Raw genomic sequence first — 18916 nt, 5'->3', positions numbered from 1 at the left:
TGCAGGGGATGGGAAATGGACGTCGGGGCGGGTCATGACCCGCCCGGTCCAGGCATGCCTGGACCCTACGCGTGGCTAACTGACATTACAACGCCGCTAGCTGCTCCAGCGACGGCGCATAGAAGTAGCTGCCGCTTACCGGCTTGGTGAAGCGCAGCATCGCATCGAACTTGCCGTCGGTTTCGCCAAACATGCTCAGCAGCTGCTGCTCAATGTTATGTAGCGTACGGCAATAGGCGAGGAAAAACAGCCCGTTGGTGCCGCTGGCCGTGCCGTACGGCAGGCTCTGACGCAGGATCTTCAGCCCTGCCCCGTTTTCCTTAAGGTCAACGCGCGCCACGTGTGAGGTCGCCGGGCGGGCATCCCCTTCCAGCTCTTCATTACTGACTTTGGTACGGCCCATAATCTGCTCCTGCTTATCCACCGCCAGGCGGTTAAACATTTTCAGATTGTGCTGCCAGCGCTGGCTGAACACGTAGCTCCCCCCCGCATTAGCGCCCGCGGCAATAATCGCTACCTGCTGGCGCTTTTCACCCTGAGGGTTTTCAGTGCCGTCAACAAAGCCGCTCAGATCGCGGTCTTCCGTCCAGCGGAAGCCATGCGTCTCTTCGGCAATGCGCAGGGTGTCACCAAAGGCCGCGAGCGCAGCCTGGGCAAGGCTAAAGTTAACATCGTGACGCAGCGACTGAATATGGATCAGCAGGTCGCGCTGGGTGGCGGGGGCCATGCCCTTGCCCAGCGGCAGGAAATCTTTCAGCTCGCTGACCTGTGACGGATTGAGGTCGCTCCACAGGCCGTTGCCAAAAGCAATCACGGCACCGAGGCCGGCATCCGGGTACTGCTGCTGCAGTGCTGCTAACTGCTGTAAGAAGTTCGCCACGGCGCGGCGCAGATCGGCAATATCGCCCGCCACCATGGCTTCAAGGTAAATAGCAAAACGGCGATGTTCTAACAAAATGCCGCTCTGGAAATGGGACATACTGCTCTCCTGGCGTTCAGGTTATTTCTGGTCGATTTTGCGCCGTATCATACCTTAAATCGTACCGCCAGGAGACTATTTATACGCAGTATTATTGGGGTCTTTGTCGCCAGGCTTTAGCGGCGCCAGATAATTTTGCTCAGCTTCCAGCTTTTCAACGCATCGTCAGACGGCATCAATCCTTCCGGCCCGTGCCATTCGCCGCTGAACTGGTAGCTGATGTGCTGGCTGCCCGGCGCCTTACACTCCACGCTGGCGCTGTCGCCTGCGCTGGTCTGCTGGCAGGCGCCAAACGCTTTGCTGTAGAGATCGCTGAATGGCGTGCCGATCTTAACGCCGCTCTCAGTGGCCACATCGCTGTCGCTGACCTCAATCTGGTTAACGGTCGTCTGCCCCGTCAGCACCATCTTGACCTGTTTGTCGCTGTCCAGCGCCTGCCAGAAGTGCACGATATTACCGTTGGCAGTGCGCATCCCCTGGCGCAGCTGATAGTTGCCGCTCAGGCCATCCTCTATCGCCTCCTGCTGCATGGCGGTGCTGCCATTGACTTTACCCACGCCGTGCTCGCTCACCTGCAGCGAAGAACTAAACCAGTGCGTGGGGGACAGGCTGGACCACGACCAGGAAATCGGATTCCACCAGGTGGACGACGAGGCGCTTTGCGGCTGCGAAGAAGAGGAACCGGCGCAGCCAGCCAGCATGATGGTGGCGATTAACAGCGCCGGGCGAAAAGTTTTCATGACAACTCCAGTGAATAAACGGGGTCCTTAATTACCTGCTTGGAGTACCGGCAGGCAAAAAAGTTTTATTTAATGATTTTTTGCCGGGTCGAAGCAGTCGCGCAGCCGCGGGGAGAACAGCAGCGCCAGCAGCGCAAGGCCATCCAGCAGCGTCACCATCAGCAGCAGTTCGGAGAGCGGATCCTCTTCCTGCCACTGCATCAGCAGCGGCGCCAGCATCGTCACCGCCAGCGTGATAATCAGCACCCAGCGCCAGGCCTGCCACAGGCGCGGCAGGCGCTGACGATAACCGGTCAGCAGCAGGCCGATGGCGGCTGGAATGCCAAAACCCAGGCCGAGCCAAAACGAGTGAGTATCCGGGTAGAACAGCTCCAGCAGCTGCGTGCCCTGCTGGCGCGACGCACCGGCCATAACAAACATCACCCAGGTGCGGGCCTGCAGCAGTAAGATCGCCCAAAAGCTCAGCGGCAGTCGCAGCTGGCCTTTGGCGTCGTAATCATCAGGGGAATAATTCAAAATAATAAATTAATACTCGCGGTCTTCAATCAGACGCTTGCCAAGCAGCAGGCTGTCCTGAGTTTCATAATCCAGCTTTTCGTAAAAGCCCGCTACCGCATCGTTCTCTTCGCGCACCATCACATTGATTTTTGGGCAGCCGCGCGCAATCAGTTTTTTCTCCAGGCGATTAATCAGCGCGTTGGCAAAGCCACGGCCCTGATAATCAGGGTGCACGCCGAGATAATAGGCAGAGCCGCGATGTCCGTCGTAGCCGCCCATCAGCGTGCCAACGATCTCGCCCCCCACCACCGCCACCAGGAACAGGTCCGGGTCGTGATTGAGCTTACGCTCGATATCCATTTCCGGATCATTCCACGGACGTAACAAATCGCAACGCTCCCAAAGGGTGATCACTTCTTCAAAATCATCTTGTCGGAATGCGCGGATTTCCATGGGATATACCTGATGTTAAGGCTAATTTGCTGATTATCACGCTTTCTTCTGCGGGTGCAAGTCTGTTAACGCACCTGAAAGAAAAAAAACGGCCGTTGTGCAATTAGTCTGCTGAAATAACTGGTAAAAACCTGAAATAGTTCCCCCCTCGCTGTCGACGCATTGTTACGATATAACAATAAGCACTTAATGCTTCAGGATCTTCTTATGAAAAAGATTTCTCAGCTGACGCCGCTCACCAGCCGCCGTCAGCTTCTGCTCTCCGGCCTGGCGCTGGCGCTGCTGGCGAACAGACCGGCCCGCGCAAAACAAGAAGAGGCCACGCTGCGGGGCAGTTCAGTTCTGCCGAGGCCGGTTTCTCCACCGCCGCCGCGCGCGAAAAACGCTAAACGTATCGTGATGATTGACCCCGGCCACGGCGGGATTGACTCCGGCGCGGTCGGTCATGAAGGCTCGGAGGAGAAGCACGTGGTGCTGGAGATCGCCAACCATATTCGTCACCTGCTGGGTGACCATCCGCGTATTGAAGTGCGCCTGACGCGCGAAACCGATCGCTTTATTCCGCTCGGCGAGCGCGTGGAGATCGCCCATCAGCACGGTGCTGACCTGTTTATGTCGGTGCACGCCGACGGGTTTACCAGCCCGAGCGCTAACGGCGCCTCGGTCTTCGCCCTGTCAAATCGTGGCGCCAGCAGTACCATGGCACGCTATCTCTCCGAGCGTGAAAACGCGGCAGATGACGTCGGCGGCGTCAAAGTGGCGGCGAAAGATCACTATCTGCAGCAGGTGCTGTTTGACCTGGTGCAGACCGATACCATTAAAAATAGCCTGACCCTCGGCAAGCACGTGCTGAGCCAGATCCGCCCGGTACACCATCTGCACAGCCAGCACACCGAGCAGGCGGCGTTTGCGGTGCTGAAGTCGCCCTCCATCCCGTCAGTGCTGGTGGAAACCTCATTTATCACCAACCCTGATGAGGAGCGCCTGCTCGGCACCACCGCGTTTCGCCAGAAAATTGCCGGAGCGATCGCCGACGGCATCGTCAGCTTTTTTGACGAGTATGATGCGACCAGGCGCACAGGCTGAGCCAAATGGCGTATAATCCGCGCGTCTTTTTGCCACAGGATTTGCTCATGAACACTCCGGATATCGCCCAGGTTAAGCAATTTTTACTCCACCTGCAGGATGAAATTTGTCGCAAGCTGGCCGCCGCCGATGGCGCAGCCGGGTTTGCCGAAGACAGCTGGGATCGCCCTGGTGGCGGTGGCGGGCGCAGTCGCGTACTGCGTCAGGGCCGGGTGTTCGAGCAGGCTGGCGTGAATTTTTCTCACGTACACGGTGATGCAATGCCGGCTTCCGCCACCGCTCACCGCCCGGAGCTGGCGGGACGCAGCTTTGAGGCGATGGGCGTATCGCTGGTGATCCACCCTGAAAATCCCTATATCCCGACCAGCCACGCCAACGTGCGCTTCTTTATCGCCGAGAAACCGGGCGCCGACCCGGTGTGGTGGTTTGGTGGCGGTTTCGATCTGACGCCCTATTACGGCTTCGAAGAAGATGCGGTGCACTGGCACCAGACCGCTGCCGACCTGTGCCAGCCGTTCGGCGAAGATCTCTATCCACGCTATAAAAAGTGGTGCGATGATTACTTCTATCTCAAGCACCGTAACGAGCAGCGCGGCATCGGCGGGCTGTTCTTTGACGATCTGAACACGCCGGATTTCGACCAGAGCTTCGGCTTTATGCGGGCGGTAGGCAATGGCTTTACCGACGCCTATCTGCCGATTGTCGAGCGCCGCAAGGCGATGCCGTGGGGCGAACGCGAGCGCGATTTCCAGCTCTATCGCCGCGGGCGCTACGTCGAGTTTAACCTGGTATGGGATCGCGGCACGCTGTTTGGCCTGCAAACCGGGGGCCGCACTGAATCGATCCTGATGTCGATGCCGCCGCTGGTGCGCTGGGAATATGACTACCAGCCGCAGCCCGGCACGCCGGAAGCCGCGCTGTACAGCGATTTTATCGTCCCCCGCGAGTGGATCTAAATGCAGCGGCCGGGCATCTCACCCGGCCTTTTTGAGGATCAGAGCGGGGCGGTTTGCGCCTCCACCACCGCCAGCGCCACCATATTCACGATGCGCCGCACCGAAGAGATCGGTGTCAGCACGTGGACCGGTTTGGCAATCCCCATCAGTACCGGGCCAACCGTCACGCCGTCGGAGCAGGAGACGCGCAGCAGGTTGTAGCTGATACGCGCCGCCTCTACGTTCGGCATAATCAGAATGTTGGCCGAGCCTTTTAGCGGGCTGTCCGGCATCAGATCCTGGCGAATACTCTCCACCAGCGCGGCGTCGCCGTGCATCTCCCCGTCGATTTCCAGATCTGGCGCACGCGCCTTCACCAGCGCCAGCGTGTCACGCATCTTGCGGGCGGCGGGCGCATCGGAAGCGCCAAAGCTGGAGTGCGACAGCAGGGCGACTTTAGGCTCAATACCGAAGCGGCGCACGGTTTCTGCCGCCATCAGCGTCAACTCGGCCAGCTGTTCCGGGGTCGGGTTCTCGTTGACGTAGGTATCGGCAATAAAAGTATTGCCGCTCGGCAGCTCCAGCGCATTCATCGCTCCGGCGACTTTCACATCCGCACGGAAGCCAAACAGCTTCTCCACAATGTCGTAATGCTGCTTGTAGTCGCCGACGGTGCCGCAGATCAGCGCGTCGGCTTCACCGCGATGAACCATAATCGCGCCAATCAGCGTCGGATTACCAATCACCGCCCGCTGCGCCTGCTGCGGTGAAACGCCGCGTCGCTTCATGATCTGGTAATACTCGTTCCAGTACTCTTTGAAGCGCGGATCGGATTCGTTGTTCACCACCTCGAAGTCTTTGCCCGCCTCAATTTTCAGCCCCAGCTTCTGCAAGCGCATCTCGATCACGCTTGGGCGACCAATCAGGATCGGTTTTGCCAGGCCGAGCGTCACCAGCTCCTGCGTGGCGTGCAGCACGCGCGCCTCCTCCCCTTCGGCCAGCACCACCCGCTTCGGATCCTTACGCGCCTGCGAGAACACCGGTTTCATAAACAGGTTGGTTTTATAGACGAACTCCATCAGCTTTTCGCGATAGGCATCGAAGTCGGCAATCGGCCTGCGCGCCACGCCGGACTCCATCGCCGCTTTCGCTACCGCCGGGGCGATCTGCACAATCAGACGCGGGTCAAACGGTTTGGGGATCAGGTACTCCGGGCCAAACGACAGCTCCTGATCGCCGTAGGCCGAGGCAACCACGTCGCTCTGCTCCGCCAGCGCCAGTTCGGCAATAGCGTGCACCGCCGCCAGCTTCATCTCCTCGTTAATTGCCGTCGCGCCCACGTCGAGCGCCCCGCGGAAGATAAACGGGAAGCACAGCACGTTATTCACCTGATTGGGGAAGTCCGAGCGGCCGGTGCAGATAATGGCATCCGGGCGCACCTCTTTCGCCAGCGGCGGCAGGATCTCCGGCTCCGGGTTGGCCAGCGCGAGGATCAGCGGGTCACGCGCCATCCGTTTTACCATCTCCTGAGTCATCACTTTTGGCCCGGAGCAGCCGAGGAAGATATCGGCATCGGCAATCACCTCGAGCAGGCTGCGCTTGCCGCTGTCGGCTACCGCATAGGCTGCCTTGGTCTGTTCCATGTTGGCGTCACGGCCCTGGTAGATCACCCCTTTCGAATCGCACACCACGATGTTGTGCTTCTGCATACCCAGCGCCACCAGCAGGTTAAGGCAGGCAATGGCAGAAGCGCCGGCGCCGGAGACCACCAGCCGCACGTCGGAGATGTTTTTCTTCACCACGCGCAGGCCGTTAAGCACCGCGGCGGTACAGATGATCGCCGTGCCGTGCTGATCGTCGTGGAACACCGGGATATTCATGCGCTCGCGCAGTTTCTTTTCGATGTAGAAGCACTCTGGCGCTTTGATATCCTCCAGATTAATACCGCCAAAAGTCGGCTCCAGCGCCGCCACCACGTCGATCAGCCTGTCGGGATCCAGCTCGTCCACTTCGATATCAAACACGTCGATCCCGGCGAATTTCTTAAACAGTACGCCCTTCCCCTCCATCACCGGCTTACTCGCCAGCGCGCCGATATTGCCCAGCCCGAGCACTGCCGTACCGTTGGAGATCACCGCCACCAGGTTGGCACGGGCGGTGTATTTATCCGCCGCCAGCGGATCGGCGGCAATCTCCAGGCAAGGCGCAGCCACGCCAGGGGAGTAGGCCAGCGCAAGATCGCGCTGGGTGGCGAGCGGCTTAGTCGGGGAAACCTGAATTTTTCCCGGGACCGGGAACTGATGAAAATCGAGCGCACTCTGTTTTAACTGATCGTCCATTAGCAGGATCCTTTTCTTTTCTGAGGGTACAAACATCCCAGTATAGAAGGGGCGGACGGGGGAAAAACTTGAGGGAGTGCATAGAATTGGCAATCGCATGATAAGGGCCGATTGAAAAAGAGGATCGCCCCCTACAGTAGGGCTGACCCTCTTTTTCGCTCAGCCCGCGAAACATTATTTGGTCATATTCAATAACGTACGGATATTCTGTGCGGAAGTGGCAATGATATCGATCGCGCCAGTGCGCAATGCACCGAGAATCGCCATCGCTTTGGTGTTTTCGGAGGCGATGGCAATCACGCAGGGAATTTTACGCAGTTCATCAATGCTCAGGCCAATCACCCGATCGTTCATTACCGTATCCACATGCTGACCGTGCGCGTTGAAGAAGTCATAACCTGCAATGTCGCCGATCACGCCCTGATTAAGGCTGGCATCAATGATCTCATGCGGGGTGAACCAGCCGAGCTTTACCATATAGCTATTTTCGTTCATATCGCCGATACCGACCAGTGCCACATCCGCCTTGCGGGCGCGGTCCAGCGTCTCTTTAATAGTGCCGTTCTGCATAAAAGCCGCTTTCAACGCCCGGTTTTCCACATAGGCCGGGGCGTAAAGCGTTTCGCTGATCCCGCCAAATTTTTTCGCCAGGCGGCGGCTAATATGGTCGGCGTTAATGGCATCACCGGGACGGTGGGTGCCGCCAATGCCGCTGATAAAGTGGCAGCTGCGGGTGGGAACGCTGCCAGGGTGGTCCGCCACCGCCGCGATATTGCGCCCCTGCCCGACCGCCACCACCGCGTTATCTTTTAGCGACTGCGAGAGATGCATCGCCACCAGGGCTGCCACCTGACGGCGCTGCTCTTCTTCATCCTGATGGTCGAGGGCGATCAGCGCCCGCTGCAGCGGGAAGCGCTCCAGCAGCTGCTGCTCCAGCCGGGTACTGAACACCGGGTGATAACGCACGTTAATCTCAACGATGCCCTCTTCTTTCGCCCGCTTGAGCAGGCGCCCCACTTTAATACGGGAGATACCAAATTTACGCGCAATCTCTTCTTGGGTGATTTCATCCTGATAATATGCAACGGCAATTTCCGTCAGCAGTTCAGTGTCCTGAGATAGCGTGTTTTTTTCCATCCGGGCAGTCGTCTCTCTTGTCGGTTTGAGGTGCTGGCGCGGAAGAACTCACCGCGCCTCAGGCAACAATTTACACCATTTTTTACTTTGACCGGGCGGATTTCTCTCTCGTCAAATTAGGCTGTTTCCGTACTTAACGCGCGCTCGACGCAATCTGCCATCTGCGTCAACAGCAGACAGCAGGAGACTGCGCCAGCATCCAGCACGCCGCGAGAGCGTTCACCAAGACGGCTGGCGCGGCCGATTTTCGCCACCAGATCTTTGGTTGAGTCTCGCCCTTTAACCGCCGCCTGCGTCAGCGCGGCTAACATGGCAGGATAACCGTTTGCCGCCGTCGCCTCTGCCGCTTCCACCGCCGGGATCAGCGTATCCATCAGGCATTTGTCGCCAACGCCCGCCTCACTGATATCCTGCAGCTCGCTAAGCCCAGCCCGCAGCATGGCGGCAAACTCGGGGGCGCTCAGCGCGGACTTGTCGCGGATGCTGTCGGCCATTCCCATAAACAGGCTACCGTATAACGGCCCCATCGATCCGCCGATCCCCTCCATCAGCGCATCTGAAAGCTTGTCGAACGCCTGCGCCAGCGAATGCTGTGGCGAGAGTTTCTCCCCACACTGAGTGAATCCCTTAGCCATATTGATGCCGTGATCGCCATCGCCGATAGCCCCGTCAATCTCGCTCAGGTAATCACGATTTTGCCGAATAACGCTAACCAGATCGTTCACGAGGATGTCGCCGTGCTGCGTCGAAAATTGTGTCATGATCTCACTCCATGTGGGTTAAACCCGGCGCCTGCGTTGGCAGGTCCACCAGTTTCTTCAGTTCATCGTCCAGCGTCATCACCGTTAGCGTCACGCCCATCATCTCCAGCGAGGTAAAGTAGTTACCGACTAGCGCCCGGTGGACCCGAATGCCTTTTTCCGTCAGCAGCCTCTCTACTTCGGCGTAATAGATATAGAGTTCCATTACCGGCGTGGCCCCAAGACCGGACGCCAGCACCACCACCTCCGGATGTGGGCCGCTTACAGGCTCCTCCAGCACAAAGTTCAGCATGGTGGCCGCGATCTCACGTGCGCTCTGAGTCGGAACCACTTCGATCCCAGGTTCACCGTGATGGCCGATGCCAATCTCCATCGTGCCCGGCTCAATATGGAAATTCGGTTTCCCCACTGCAGGAATCGTGCAGGAACTCAAACCGACGCCGATGGAGCGACAGTTATCGATCGCCTTTTGCGCTACGCCGATCACGCCATCGAGGTCATATCCCAGAGCCGCCGCCGCCGCCCCGACTTTCCACATCAGAATTTCGCCGGCTACGCCGCGACGTCGTGCTTTTTCACTGGCCGGAGCGGAGGCGACATCATCGTTCGCCACCACGGTTTTTACCTCAATGCCCGCAGCGGTCGCTTTTTTGATCGCCATTTTGACGTTCATATTATCGCCCGCGTAGTTACCGTACAGACAGGCGACACCCGCACCGCCGTCCGCCGCTTTGCACGCGTCGAGGAAAGCACCTGCCGTTGGCGAGGAGAACACTTCACCAATCGCCACGGCATCGAGCATGTTCTCTCCCATGTAGCCGAGGAATGCGGGTTCATGCCCGGAACCTCCGCCGGTGATTACCCCGACTTTCCCCTTGATGGGGGCCTGCGGGCGCTTCAGTACGCGCGGATTTTCAGTCGCCTGATACACCGCTGGATGCGCTTTCAGATAGCCCTGGATGGCATCCTCTACAACATAATCGGGGTCGTTAATAATGCGATTCATTGTCACTCCTTATTATTGATGCGCCTGTGGCACCTCAGCAGATGGTGAAACCACCGTCGACCACCACATTGGCGCCGTTCATCATTGCCGCTCCAGGGCTGGCAAGGAACAGTGCGGTAGCGGCAATGTGCGCTGGCTCAGCAAAGCGACGCAGCGGGATCTGTTTTTTGTGGGCTTCCCCGGCTTCGCCTGCCCAGGCTTTCGCGCCCAGCTCGGTCAGCACCACGGTTGGAGAGATGGCGTTGACGTTGATATTGTGCGGTCCCCACTCCAGCGCCAGCACCTGGGTTAACCCCACCACCGCCGCTTTACTGGCGCAGTAGGCAATGTGCTGCGGCAGCGCCACCACGCTTGCCTGCGAGGCCATATTGATAATGTTGCCGCTTTGCTGACGCAGGAAATGCTGCCCCGCCGCCTGACACACTAAAAACGTGCCTTTAAGATTGATATCCAGCGTTCGGTCCCAGTCTGCTTCACTGAGCGCTTCCGCCGGCCCAAGCAGCGCCACGCCGGCACAGTTGACGGCGATATCCAGCGCACCAAAGTGGCTAATCACCTCTGCCACCGCCGCGTTAACCGCCGTGGGTACAGTCACATCCAGCGCAATACCCAGCGCGTGTTCAGCGTTTAATGCGGCGGCAATGTGCCCCACACGGTCGTCACGATCCAGCAGCGCCACTCGCGCTCCCTGCTGCAAAAATTCCTGGGCGATGGCATAACCAATGCCTGCCGCACCACCGGTAATTAGCGCAACTTTGCCGTCTAATGGCAGTTTCATCATGAAGCTCCTTTTTGTTTAATCAGCGGGCCGGAGGCCGAGGGTACCGGGTGCGATGAACCCGCAGGCAGCGTGACGAACTTCATCAGCAGCGCCGCCACCAGATAGAGACCGGTGTAAATCCAGATCACTCCGGTAGCGCCGAGCGAACCGATAAACAGCCCGACCACCGCCGGGCCGACAAAGGTACTCAGCCCTGCGCCCAGATTGAGAATCGACATCGCGGCACCTTTATTTTCAGGTGCCAGGGTGGGCATCAGGGCTGACAAGGGCACAAATGCCGCCAGGCAGGCGCCGAACAGCCCGGCCATGGTGACGGTAGCCCAGTAGTTGGGGCCAACCCACTGCGGCATATAGAAGAACAACAGGGTCGTCATCGCGCAGCCGATGCAGCCAAACCACATCACCACGTTGCGCCAGCCTAAACCGTCACTGACAATGCCGAACAGCAGGTTGAAGATGATATTGACGCCCCACAGCGCGGCGTACATGTGCAGCCAGTCGGTGCGGGTAAAGCCCAGGTCCATCATGTAGGTCGGCATAAACACCACGAAGCCATACGCCGCCGAGGTATTGATAGTGCGCACGATACCGCCAAGGCCAATCTTCGGATTTTCAAAGGCAATGGTGATGCCCTTCAATACATATGCCAGCGACGGTTTCTCGCGTTTTTCCTCTACCGTCTCACCGCCGCGGTTGAGGAACAGGGCGATCATCGCACCGAGCATGACAAAAATCAGTGCACTCCACAGCGTGTGGATCTCCCCGAGCCAGGGCAAGGCAATGCTGGAGTAAAGCACCCCGAGCACGCTCAGGCCGCCGCTGTAGACAAACCAGAAGATGCCCACCGCCGAGCCGAGGCGCTCTTTCGGTGCCTCATACGCGACCCACACCAGAAAACCGTAGGCAAACAGCGGATAACCCAGGCCACGCAACGCGTAAGTCGGGATCATGGTTGCCAGATGATGGCTGGGCAGACCGAAAGTGAGGAACAGTACAGAGCCGATCATAAACATCACCAGCCCGGCCAGCATCACCCGCCTGGCGGTGAAGATCTCTGCCAGCACGCCAGAGAACCACGCGGCAATCGCGGCGGCAAAACCGTAAACGCTAAACAGCAGCGCAGACTGCTGAACGGTCATGCCGTTCTCAATCAGATAAGGCGACAGCCAGCCCTGCTCCAGCCCCTCACCCATCATAAAGATCAGTACCCCGGCATAGCCCAACAGCAGCTTCGGCGACAGGCCAATGCGGTCAATCATTCGTTGCAACATACAACCCCCTGGAAAAAATGTCAGGAAGTGCGCCCGGATTAAGCGGGACGACCGCACCGTGAGATTTGGTTTAAAGATTGGGATTGAGCACCACTTTGATGGAATCAACACCGCGCTTCATCAGGTCAAATCCTTCAGCAAAACGTTCAAGCGGCAAGGTGTGTGTCACCACGCCACGGGTCGGCAGCGATCCGTCACGAATGCCCTCAATGACCAGCGGGTAACAGTAAGGACCAAGGTGGGAACCGAGCACGTCAAGCTCTTTGCGATCGCTGATAATACTCCAGTCGATACTGACCGGATCTTTGAATACCGAGAATTCGACGAACGTGCCGAGCTTGCGGATCATCGCCAGCCCCTGCTCAACAGATTTTCCTGCACCGGTCGCTTCGATATAGATGTCGCAGCCGTATCCTTCAGTCATCTCCTTAACGATTTTCTCCGCGTCCTGACGCGCGGGGTTAATGACCATATCGGCGCCGAAGCGCTTTGCCAGTTCCAGACGGTCGTCAGAGAGGTCCAGCACCACCAGTTTCGCCGGGCCGGATTTCTTGATTGCCCCGATCATTCCCAGGCCCAGCGTCCCCGCTCCTGCCAGCACCACCACATCGCCCAGCTTGATGTTGGCACGCTGCACGGCGTGGAACGAACAGGCGTAAGGCTCAATCAGAATGGCATCTTCAATTGGCAGCTCAGCGGGCACGTGGTAGTTGATCGCCTCTTTGGTGAACTTCATATACTGCGCCATACCGCCATTGACGTTGTTCTGGAAACCGTACAGATCGTGTTTTTCACACATCCAGTACTGACCGCGATTGCAGAAACGGCAGCCCCAGCACGGCACAATCTGCTCGGAGATCACCCGATCGCCCAGCGCAAACTGTTCAACATCGTCGGCCAGCGCCACGACATGACCAATAAATTCATGGCCGGGGATCATTGGCGCCTTAATATAGGCAGGCTGCTTGTCATCGCCCCAGAAGCTCGGCGCGCCCTCCCAGGCTTTGACATCGCCTGCGCATATCCCGCAAGCCTCAACCTTCACCAGAATTTCGCCCGGGCCAATGGACGGCACCTCCACTTCCTGCAGGCGGTAGTCTCCGGGCGCAAATGCCACAACAGCCTTCATCCGTGACGGAATTCCCTCTTTACGGCGGTTCTGCACTTCACACTGCTGGCACATAATCCTCTCCTCCACTTTTTGATCATTTACACATCCAAGTAACAATTGAACAGTACGCAGGGCTTATGGATAAGCCAACCGGAGAGAGCTTAAATTGTGATTTGGTGCATAAAACGCGTAATTAGTGGGTTAACACTCGTTTTCAGATCCTGAAAATGTGACAAGACCCTATTTTATTTTTGTGAACAGCCAAAAAACTAATAATCAAATGAACTTCTGTTGAACATTTGTTTTATTGCGATTAGGGTACTTCTGTGCCGGTGCGATCCCAGGGATCGCGCCGCTTCCGTCACGTTATTTTGGAGATCTGCTATGCTTTCTATTGCGATTGGCGCTGATGATGCCGCCATTGAGTTAAAAAACATCCTGGTCAACTACCTGCAGCAGGCGGGCTTTGCCACCACTGATTACAGTGCTGACATGCAGCAGGAGAGCGGTTGCGCTTACCCTGATATTGCCTGGACAGTGGCACAAGCCATCAAGACTGGCTGGCATCAACGTGGCATCCTGGTGTGCGGTACGGGCATAGGAATGAGTATCACGGCGAATAAAGTGCCCGGCATCCGCGCCGCTCAGTGTCATGACACTTACTCAGCTGAGCGCGCGCGTAAAAGCAATAACGCGCAAATCATCACGTTGGGCGCCCGCGTAATTGGGCTGGAGCTGGCAAAATCCATTGTGGCAGCCTGGCTCAAAGCCGAATTTGAAGGGGGCCGTTCGGCGCCTAAAATCGAAAGAATTGGTTACTACGAGCAGCTTACAGGCGGTTAAAGGTCAGCGCCGCGATGGCGTAAACTTCCGCTAAGAGTGATAAGGCATCACCCATTGGGCGGGCCCATTGCAACAATCAGAAAAAGCGCATTCCTATTCGACAGCGCCTGATGCACTGTGATCCGCCTGAGATATTTTTCTTATCATCGTTACACCCAAAATAGTTGGGGTTGCAGGCAGGCACTTAGCGCCTGTGCAGCCTGAAGTATCAAGGGTATTCAAGGAGCTTAAAGAGATGAACCAGCTAGACGCACTAAAACAATTCACCACCGTGGTGGCAGACAGTGGTGATATTGAATCGATTCGTAACTACCACCCGCAGGATGCTACCACTAACCCGTCTCTGATCCTGAAAGCCTCCGGCCTCGACTCTTATAAGCATCTGATTACTGACGCCATCGACTACGCCAAAAAACAGGGCGGCAGTAAAGAGACCCAGATCATTAACGCCAGCGACAAAGTCGCCATCAACCTCGGTATGGAAATTCTGAAAAGCGTTCCCGGCCGTGTTTCTACCGAGGTGGATGCGCGCCTCTCCTTTGACCGCGGTATGTGCGTGACCAAAGCCGAGAAGCTGGTAAGAATGTATGAAGAGAACGGCATTGACCGCTCGCGCATCCTGATCAAACTGGCTTCCACCTGGGAAGGCATCAAAGCGGCGGAAGAGCTGGAAAAGAACGGCATCCAGTGTAACCTGACGCTGCTGTTCTCCTTCGCCCAGGCCCGTGCCTGTGCCGAAGCGGGCGTGTTCCTGATCTCCCCGTTTGTTGGCCGTATCTACGACTGGTACAACAGCCGCAAACCTCTGGACCCGTATAACGTGGATGAAGATCCAGGCGTGCAGTCGGTACGTAAGATCTACGAATACTATAAGCAGCACCGCTACAACACCGTGATCATGGGTGCCAGCTTCCGTAAGACCGAGCAAATTGTTGCGCTGGCAGGCTGTGACCGCCTGACCATCTCCCCTAATCTGCTGGAAGAACTGCAGGCCAGCAACGCGCCGCTGGAGCGCAAGCTGACCCCATCAACCGAAGCTTTCCATCAGCCAGCCTCGCTGTCTGAATCTGAATTCCGCTGGGAACACAATCAGGACCCAATGGCAGTAGAAAAACTGGCGGAAGGTATTCGTCAGTTCGCCGTCGACCAGCAGAAGCTGGAAGATGTGCTCGCCGCTAAGCTGTAACCTCTTTATTACCTCTATTAAGGCGGGCCACTGGCCCGCCTCCACCACTTTCGGGAGAAAATTATGTCTCAACGTAGAGAACTGGCTAACGCAATCCGCGCACTCAGTATGGACGCCGTGCAAAAAGCCAATTCCGGCCACCCTGGCGCACCGATGGGCATGGCGGATATTGCGGAAGTGCTGTGGCGTGAATTCCTGCATCACAACCCGGCCAACCCAACATGGGCCGACCGCGACCGCTTTATCCTCTCCAACGGTCATGCCTCGATGCTGCTTTACAGCCTGCTGCACCTCAGCGGCTACGACCTGCCGATAGAAGAGCTGAAAAACTTCCGTCAGCTGCACTCCAAAACCCCCGGTCACCCGGAGATCGGCTATACGCCGGGCGTGGAAACCACCACCGGCCCGCTGGGCCAGGGTCTGGCCAATGCGGTGGGGATGGCGATCGCCGAACGCACGCTGGGCGCCCAGTTCAACCGCCCTGACCACGAAATTGTCGACCACTTCACCTACGTATTTATGGGCGATGGCTGCCTGATGGAAGGCATCTCCCATGAAGTCAGTTCTCTGGCGGGTACGCTCGGCCTTGGCAAGCTGATTGGTTTCTATGACCATAACGGCATCTCGATTGATGGTGAGACCGACGGCTGGTTTACTGACGACACGGCGAAACGCTTTGAAGCCTATCACTGGCATGTAATCCACGACATCGACGGCCATAACCCGGACGCCATTGCCGCGGCGATCAAAGAGGCGCAGAGCGTCACCGATAAACCGTCGCTGATCGTTTGTAAAACCATTATCGGCTTCGGTTCACCGAATAAAGCCGGTAAGGAAGAGTCGCACGGTGCTGCGCTGGGCGTGGAAGAAGTGGCGCTGGCGCGCAAAGAACTGGGCTGGAACTACCCGCCGTTTGAGATCCCGAAAGAGATTTATGCGCAGTGGGATGCGAAAGAAGCCGGTGCGAAACACGAGAAAAGCTGGAACGAAAAGTTCGCCGCCTATCAGGCTGCGCACCCGGAACTGGCGGCAGAGTTTACTCGTCGTATGGATGGCGGCATGCCGGATAACTGGCAGGCAGAGACCCAGAAATACATTGAACAGCTGCAGGCTAATCCACAGAAAATCGCCAGCCGTAAAGCCTCACAAAACGCGCTGGAAGCCTACGGTCCGCTGCTGAAAGAGTTCCTGGGCGGCTCCGCTGACCTGGCACCGAGCAACCTGACAATCTGGTCAGGCTCGAAGTCGATCAAAGAGGACTTTGCCGGTAACTATATCCACTACGGCGTGCGCGAGTTCGGGATGACGGCAATTGCCAATGGCCTGGCTCATCACGGCGGCTTTATTCCGTATACCGCCACCTTCCTGATGTTTGTGGAATATGCGCGTAACGCGGTGCGCATGGCGGCGCTGATGAAGGCGCGCCAGATTATGGTTTATACCCACGACTCCATCGGCCTGGGCGAAGATGGCCCAACCCACCAGCCGGTCGAGCAGCTGGCGAGCCTGCGCGTCACGCCGAATATGAGCGTCTGGCGCCCGTGCGACCAGGTAGAAACCGCCGTGGCGTGGAAGCATGCCGTCGAGCGTCATCACGGCCCAACCGCGCTGATCCTCTCGCGTCAGAACCTGGCGCAGCCGGAGCGTACTCCAGCGCAGCTAGAGAATATCTCACGCGGTGGCTATGTGCTGAAAGACAGCGACGGCACGCCGGAAGTGATCCTGATCGCCACCGGTTCCGAGGTAGAAATTACCCTGGGCGCAGCTGAAAAACTGACGGCCAGCGGCCATAAAGTTCGGGTAGTCTCCCTGCCCTCTACCGACCTGTTCGACGCGCAGGATGTCGCCTACCGTGAATCCGTACTGCCTTCCGGCGTGACGAAACGCGTCGCGGTGGAAGCCGGTATTGCTGACTACTGGTATAAATATGTCGGCCTGAACGGCGCTATTGTTGGCATGACCGGATTTGGTGAGTCGGCTCCCGCTGATAAGCTGTTCCCGGAATTTGGCTTTACGGTGGAAAACATCGTCAGCCATGCCGAAGCGCTGCTGAAACCACACTGATAGCGAAAGTAAGTGTGAAAATAAAACCGCCGCAAGGCGGTTTTTTTATGGTGTGAACAATCATGTTAGCAGACATTATTGTTCACATGTCCTGCAGGAAAAGACAGGCAGAGCAGCGGGAGGAAATATTTTCCTGTGCAGAGAGAAACACCAGACGCCTTGTGGAAAACGCAGCAAAACACCATTGGGCGGCTTTTCTGCTTAGCGCAGATTGAACAGTTCAAAATATCGCAGGAATTGATTACTCAAAGCCATATTTTTTATCCTTGCGACACTGCGGAATTTCCCAGTTGATTCCGCGAGAAAGGCCCATTTGAGGAGACATATCCAGAATTTGTTTATCAACCAATTGGCGAATAACATCACGAAATTCTCGAGTTTCATGCACCTTGGGATTATATTGCGAGTAAAGCCTATCCAAAAAAATGTAAGATACTGTACGTTCACTTCCAGTGCCTGCCAGACAACATGCTACATCAGCTATAGTTTCGTTCGTAATAAGAGATTTTACATCAATCATTTGTTTCTCTCCAACTCGTCCTTAAGATCTGCATCCAGGGATTCTTGTGTATAGAAATTCAAAACCTTATCAGCAAGCTTATAATCCTCCAGCGTTGCCGAATGAGTATTGTTCCAGGTCTCATCATCCGTTTCGCTATCCGCATAGCCCAGCGCACGATAACGTTCAAGCTCGCGGATTTCATGGGTGTAAAAACGTTTATCGGTATCCGTGGCAGCTAACTTGCCACCAGCAATACCCTCCAGACGCTGTACCATCACATCGTTTGCCACCGATGCACCAAACCGCTTCACGTGTATTTTGACCAACTCTATTCCGGCAGCATCAATATTTGCCGTGCGGCAGTCAAGATCGACAACAGGCCCGCCGCATTTTTGGCTATGGTAGTCACGATTACTGTATCTCCCTTTCGTATCGGACTCCCCATAGGGGCTATGCAACATGACATACAGCGGCTGAATGCCGGAACCGTCCGGGAACACCAGGATAAAGTCGCGCCAGCTTTTCACCGTTGGTAGCGGCAGTACCGTGGCGCTCAGCGCGGGCAGGCTGATGATATTGCCGCCGGTATGAATAAACGCGCTCGGTAACGGCGCCGGGCCGTCCAGCACAATCGGGCCGTTCACACCGGGGGCATTTGCCGGGCTGACCAGAATCTGCGGCCGACCGGCAGCCATATCCGCAGGCAGCGTGAACTGGTAATAGTCACTCTGCGGATCGAGGGTGGCTGACAGCACGCGCAGCGGCTGCGGCGTCTGCGTTCTGACCAGCTGCAGATACGCCGCCCCCGCGTAAACTGCCAGCTGCACGCGCAGAGACGTATTGACGCTTTTACCCACTGCGGCCCGCAGTGCGCCTGCGTTCGTCAGGCCAATCACCACCGGGGAAATCGCCGCCAGAAATACCTGACTGAAATCCGTGCTGTTGAGCTTGCCGGACTGCCATAACGCCTGGGTATCCAGCTCCAGCCCGGTGGTGGCGATGCTGATATCCCCGTGCGGCTGCGGTATTAGCCGTGCAGCCGCCGCCAGCAGGTTTTGCGCGTAGGCAGCGGACTGCGCCGCCGTCGGCCCGGCGTAACCATTTCCCAGATAGCTAAAGCCCGGCGGCGTGTTGCTGCCGTAGCCGCGCAGCGGGAAAACATTCGCGCCCGCCAACTGTTTGTTAGCGCTGTCGCGTAACTGTTGCAGCAGCAGCCCTAGCGTC

18 protein-coding genes are annotated in these 18916 nt (G+C 57.2%); 5 read left to right on the top strand and 13 right to left on the bottom strand.

The features are described 5' to 3' along the window. Window positions 1–85: 85 nt before the first annotated feature. The 4 genes from QLG07_RS09820 to QLG07_RS09805 form a co-directional block, all read right to left on the bottom strand. Window positions 86–979 (bottom strand): Dyp-type peroxidase, encoded by an 894-nt coding sequence (locus QLG07_RS09820; RefSeq protein WP_282469128.1) that lies wholly within the window; start codon window positions 977–979, stop codon window positions 86–88. A gap of 116 nt (window positions 980–1095) precedes the next feature. Further along, window positions 1096–1719 carry an RpoE-regulated lipoprotein gene (locus QLG07_RS09815; RefSeq protein ID WP_282469127.1) on the bottom strand — a complete coding sequence of 208 codons (624 nt, stop codon included), beginning with the start codon at window positions 1717–1719 and terminating at the stop codon, window positions 1096–1098. 69 nt (window positions 1720–1788) lie between these two features. Next, window positions 1789–2235, bottom strand: a complete 447-nt coding sequence (locus QLG07_RS09810) for a DUF2919 domain-containing protein (protein WP_099753437.1) — start codon at window positions 2233–2235, stop codon at window positions 1789–1791. Between the two features lie 9 nt (window positions 2236–2244). Further along, entirely contained in the window at window positions 2245–2670 is a 426-nt protein-coding gene (locus QLG07_RS09805; RefSeq protein ID WP_048915254.1) for a GNAT family acetyltransferase, read from the bottom strand. Window positions 2671–2877: 207 nt separating this feature from the next. Here QLG07_RS09805 and amiA point away from each other — a divergent pair, with 207 nt between their 5' ends. Further along, the gene (amiA, locus tag QLG07_RS09800) at window positions 2878–3756 is read left to right on the top strand and encodes an N-acetylmuramoyl-L-alanine amidase AmiA (protein ID WP_133623111.1); all 879 of its coding nucleotides are present in this window, start codon (window positions 2878–2880) and stop codon (window positions 3754–3756) included. Between the two features lie 47 nt (window positions 3757–3803). After that, window positions 3804–4712 carry an oxygen-dependent coproporphyrinogen oxidase gene (gene hemF, locus QLG07_RS09795; RefSeq protein ID WP_282469126.1) on the top strand — a complete coding sequence of 303 codons (909 nt, stop codon included), beginning with the start codon at window positions 3804–3806 and terminating at the stop codon, window positions 4710–4712. Between the two features lie 38 nt (window positions 4713–4750). Here the strand turns inward: hemF and maeB are convergent, their stop codons facing one another. The 7 genes from maeB to QLG07_RS09760 all read right to left on the bottom strand — a co-directional run bounded on the left by maeB (window position 4751) and on the right by QLG07_RS09760 (window position 13169). Then, a complete protein-coding gene (gene maeB, locus QLG07_RS09790) occupies window positions 4751–7030 on the bottom strand; it encodes an NADP-dependent oxaloacetate-decarboxylating malate dehydrogenase (RefSeq protein ID WP_099753434.1) in 2280 nt (759 codons plus the stop codon). 174 nt (window positions 7031–7204) lie between these two features. Further along, the gene (locus QLG07_RS09785) at window positions 7205–8167 is read right to left on the bottom strand and encodes a sugar-binding transcriptional regulator (RefSeq protein ID WP_048915250.1); all 963 of its coding nucleotides are present in this window, start codon (window positions 8165–8167) and stop codon (window positions 7205–7207) included. A gap of 116 nt (window positions 8168–8283) precedes the next feature. Then, window positions 8284–8928: a dihydroxyacetone kinase subunit DhaL gene (dhaL, locus tag QLG07_RS09780; RefSeq protein WP_282469125.1), complete on the bottom strand. Its 645-nt coding sequence runs from the start codon at window positions 8926–8928 to the stop codon at window positions 8284–8286. Window positions 8929–8932: 4 nt separating this feature from the next. Then, window positions 8933–9934 (bottom strand): dihydroxyacetone kinase subunit DhaK, encoded by a 1002-nt coding sequence (locus QLG07_RS09775; RefSeq protein WP_048915248.1) that lies wholly within the window; start codon window positions 9932–9934, stop codon window positions 8933–8935. Between the two features lie 34 nt (window positions 9935–9968). Next, the gene (locus QLG07_RS09770; RefSeq protein WP_282469124.1) at window positions 9969–10712 is read right to left on the bottom strand and encodes an SDR family oxidoreductase; all 744 of its coding nucleotides are present in this window, start codon (window positions 10710–10712) and stop codon (window positions 9969–9971) included. After that, window positions 10712–11986, bottom strand: coding sequence for an MFS transporter (locus QLG07_RS09765; RefSeq protein ID WP_187498295.1), 1275 nt, complete (start codon window positions 11984–11986; stop codon window positions 10712–10714). Before QLG07_RS09765 ends, QLG07_RS09770 begins: the two co-directional genes overlap by 1 nt. 70 nt (window positions 11987–12056) lie before the next feature. Next, window positions 12057–13169 carry an alcohol dehydrogenase catalytic domain-containing protein gene (locus QLG07_RS09760; RefSeq protein ID WP_099753429.1) on the bottom strand — a complete coding sequence of 371 codons (1113 nt, stop codon included), beginning with the start codon at window positions 13167–13169 and terminating at the stop codon, window positions 12057–12059. A 312-nt stretch (window positions 13170–13481) separates the two neighbouring features. Here QLG07_RS09760 and rpiB point away from each other — a divergent pair, with 312 nt between their 5' ends. The 3 genes from rpiB (at window position 13482) to tkt (ending at window position 17190) form a co-directional block, all read left to right on the top strand. Continuing rightward, window positions 13482–13940, top strand: a complete 459-nt coding sequence (gene rpiB, locus QLG07_RS09755; RefSeq protein ID WP_282469140.1) for a ribose 5-phosphate isomerase B — start codon at window positions 13482–13484, stop codon at window positions 13938–13940. A gap of 235 nt (window positions 13941–14175) precedes the next feature. Then, window positions 14176–15126, top strand: coding sequence for a transaldolase (gene tal, locus QLG07_RS09750; RefSeq protein WP_048915243.1), 951 nt, complete (start codon window positions 14176–14178; stop codon window positions 15124–15126). A gap of 63 nt (window positions 15127–15189) precedes the next feature. After that, window positions 15190–17190, top strand: coding sequence for a transketolase (gene tkt / locus QLG07_RS09745; RefSeq protein ID WP_253536867.1), 2001 nt, complete (start codon window positions 15190–15192; stop codon window positions 17188–17190). A gap of 241 nt (window positions 17191–17431) precedes the next feature. Here tkt and QLG07_RS09740 read toward each other — a convergent pair whose 3' ends face one another. Next, complete coding sequence (locus QLG07_RS09740; RefSeq protein WP_282469123.1) at window positions 17432–17710, bottom strand: hypothetical protein; 279 nt, start codon at window positions 17708–17710, stop codon at window positions 17432–17434. Then, complete coding sequence (locus QLG07_RS09735) at window positions 17707–18867, bottom strand: S-type pyocin domain-containing protein (protein WP_282469122.1); 1161 nt, start codon at window positions 18865–18867, stop codon at window positions 17707–17709. The genes QLG07_RS09740 and QLG07_RS09735 overlap by 4 nt, the downstream gene beginning before the upstream one ends. Window positions 18868–18916: the final 49 nt, after the last annotated feature.

This window comes from Erwinia sp. V90_4, from assembly GCF_029967685.1.
Classification (GTDB): Bacteria; Pseudomonadota; Gammaproteobacteria; order Enterobacterales; family Enterobacteriaceae; genus Erwinia; species Erwinia aphidicola.
The sequence above is the reverse complement of the archived record's forward strand: the minus strand, read 5'-3'. Positions and strand labels throughout refer to the sequence as shown.

What these genes read in the sequence shown, in the direction of transcription:
- QLG07_RS09820 (WP_282469128.1), bottom strand. Translation starts at nt 979, where the DNA reads ATGTCCCATTTCCAGAGCGGCATTTTGTTAGAACATCGCCGTTTTGCT.
- QLG07_RS09815 (WP_282469127.1), bottom strand. Translation starts at nt 1,719, where the DNA reads ATGAAAACTTTTCGCCCGGCGCTGTTAATCGCCACCATCATGCTGGCT.
- QLG07_RS09805 (WP_048915254.1), bottom strand. Translation starts at nt 2,670, where the DNA reads ATGGAAATCCGCGCATTCCGACAAGATGATTTTGAAGAAGTGATCACC.
- amiA (WP_133623111.1), top strand. Translation starts at nt 2,878, where the DNA reads ATGAAAAAGATTTCTCAGCTGACGCCGCTCACCAGCCGCCGTCAGCTT.
- hemF (WP_282469126.1), top strand. Translation starts at nt 3,804, where the DNA reads ATGAACACTCCGGATATCGCCCAGGTTAAGCAATTTTTACTCCACCTG.
- maeB (WP_099753434.1), bottom strand. Translation starts at nt 7,030, where the DNA reads ATGGACGATCAGTTAAAACAGAGTGCGCTCGATTTTCATCAGTTCCCG.
- QLG07_RS09785 (WP_048915250.1), bottom strand. Translation starts at nt 8,167, where the DNA reads ATGGAAAAAAACACGCTATCTCAGGACACTGAACTGCTGACGGAAATT.
- dhaL (WP_282469125.1), bottom strand. Translation starts at nt 8,928, where the DNA reads ATGACACAATTTTCGACGCAGCACGGCGACATCCTCGTGAACGATCTG.
- QLG07_RS09775 (WP_048915248.1), bottom strand. Translation starts at nt 9,934, where the DNA reads ATGAATCGCATTATTAACGACCCCGATTATGTTGTAGAGGATGCCATC.
- QLG07_RS09770 (WP_282469124.1), bottom strand. Translation starts at nt 10,712, where the DNA reads ATGAAACTGCCATTAGACGGCAAAGTTGCGCTAATTACCGGTGGTGCG.
- QLG07_RS09765 (WP_187498295.1), bottom strand. Translation starts at nt 11,986, where the DNA reads ATGTTGCAACGAATGATTGACCGCATTGGCCTGTCGCCGAAGCTGCTG.
- QLG07_RS09760 (WP_099753429.1), bottom strand. Translation starts at nt 13,169, where the DNA reads ATGTGCCAGCAGTGTGAAGTGCAGAACCGCCGTAAAGAGGGAATTCCG.
- rpiB (WP_282469140.1), top strand. Translation starts at nt 13,482, where the DNA reads ATGCTTTCTATTGCGATTGGCGCTGATGATGCCGCCATTGAGTTAAAA.
- tal (WP_048915243.1), top strand. Translation starts at nt 14,176, where the DNA reads ATGAACCAGCTAGACGCACTAAAACAATTCACCACCGTGGTGGCAGAC.
- tkt (WP_253536867.1), top strand. Translation starts at nt 15,190, where the DNA reads ATGTCTCAACGTAGAGAACTGGCTAACGCAATCCGCGCACTCAGTATG.
- QLG07_RS09740 (WP_282469123.1), bottom strand. Translation starts at nt 17,710, where the DNA reads ATGATTGATGTAAAATCTCTTATTACGAACGAAACTATAGCTGATGTA.